The 1,603-nt window shown below is 27.9% G+C and carries 1 protein-coding gene; it reads left to right on the top strand.

Annotation, left to right across the window (positions count from 1 at the left end; all coding sequences use genetic code 11):
* On the top strand, nucleotides 1-1,603 hold a 1,603-nt coding region (locus AJN60_RS07540), incomplete at both ends, for a motility associated factor glycosyltransferase family protein (protein WP_070286207.1).

A 1,603-nucleotide genomic window follows, 5' to 3' on the forward strand; every position in this document is an offset into this window, starting at 1 on the left:
GTAAATGAACCCTTAGGAAATAAACTTTTAAATTTCATACAAAATAAAACTTGTTCTCGTTTTAATATAGATGAAAATTTAAATATCTATGATAAAACTCATAATGTTTTTATGTATGAAAATTTAGAAGAAGAATTAAATTTTTTCTATCAAAGTATTTTAGAAAAAACTCCTAGATATCCTTTTATATGTATTTATGGTATAGGCAATGCTTTACTGATTAAAAATTTAGCTAAACACTATAAACATCTTTTTGTATTTGAAAGCGAAATAGAACTTTTTATCCTAGCTTTAAGTACACTGGATTTGAGTGAAGAACTAAAAACTTATCAAGTGATATTGTTTGATGCAGCAGCCAAGGATGTGGAAATTCATATTGCTATGGTTTTTGATCAACAAAGCATTTTAGAGTATTTAAGTTTATATGAAATGTTTATTAGCTCGCATTATTATCTTAAATACTATGAAGCTTCTATTTTATCTTTAAATGAACTTTGTATTAAAAGTGCAGCTGTTGCGATAAGAAATGCTGATATTACTTGTTTTTTACCTTTGCTAACACATGGACAGTTTTTACAAAACATCCCTTCTATGCTTGAAAGCATTCCTTTTCAAAGAATCTTAAATGAAAGAAAAAACAAATTTGAAAATGCTATAGTAGTTTCTGCAGGACCTAGTTTAGCTAAACAACTTCCTTTACTTAAAGCTTATCAAGAAAAAGCAGTGATCTTTTGTGCTGATGGGGCTTTAAGTATGCTTGAAAAAGAAGGTATAGTGCCTGATTATGTTACGAATTTAGATTTTACTGATTTAGCAATGAAATTTTTTCAAAATAAAGAAAATTTAAAACAAAGCATTATCGCTCTTGAGTGTGCTACACATCCTAATGTCGCGCGTAGTTTAAAGGCTGAAAATTGTATGATTATTTTAAGAAATAAAGCTTTATACCAACGCTTCAATCTTAACGACTTTGGTTATGTTGATACAGGTACTCATGTAAGTCATTTTTCTTATACCTTAGCTTTGGCTTTAGGATTTAAAAATATTATTATGATAGGGCAAGATTTGGCCTTTGATGAAGAAGGAAATTCACATTCAAAAGGTTTTGATTTTGGGGAGAAATTTAACGATGAAGAAAATATAGACAAACTTAAAGTCCCCGCCTATGCAAGTAAAGGAGAAGTTTTAACTCATATGACTTGGAATGATTATCGCATAAAGCTTGAATATCTTTTTGCTTGCAACAGTAAAGAAGCTAAATTTTACAATGCTACTGAAGGTGGAGCAAGGATTAATTTTACTGAAGAACTTTCCTTTAAAGAATGTTGTGAAAAACTCCTTACAAAATTTAAACCCAAGTTTGAACTTCCCAAAAGTTTAACTAAAAATAGAAGTGATAAACTACTAGCTAAATTCAAAGAAAAAATACAAAAAGATCAAGATAATGCTAAAAGATTTTTAAATGATGCTTTAGCTTTAAAACAAATTTTAGAAAATATACTCAGTAAAGATTTTATTTTACCTTTGGAATTTTTAGAAAAAGTTTATCAAAATATAGAAAATTTCAATCACTCTTTAGATGAAGATGAGTTTATACAAGATG

Source organism: Campylobacter sp. BCW_4323 (assembly GCF_001763115.1).
Taxonomy (GTDB): Bacteria; Campylobacterota; Campylobacteria; order Campylobacterales; family Campylobacteraceae; genus Campylobacter_D; species Campylobacter_D jejuni.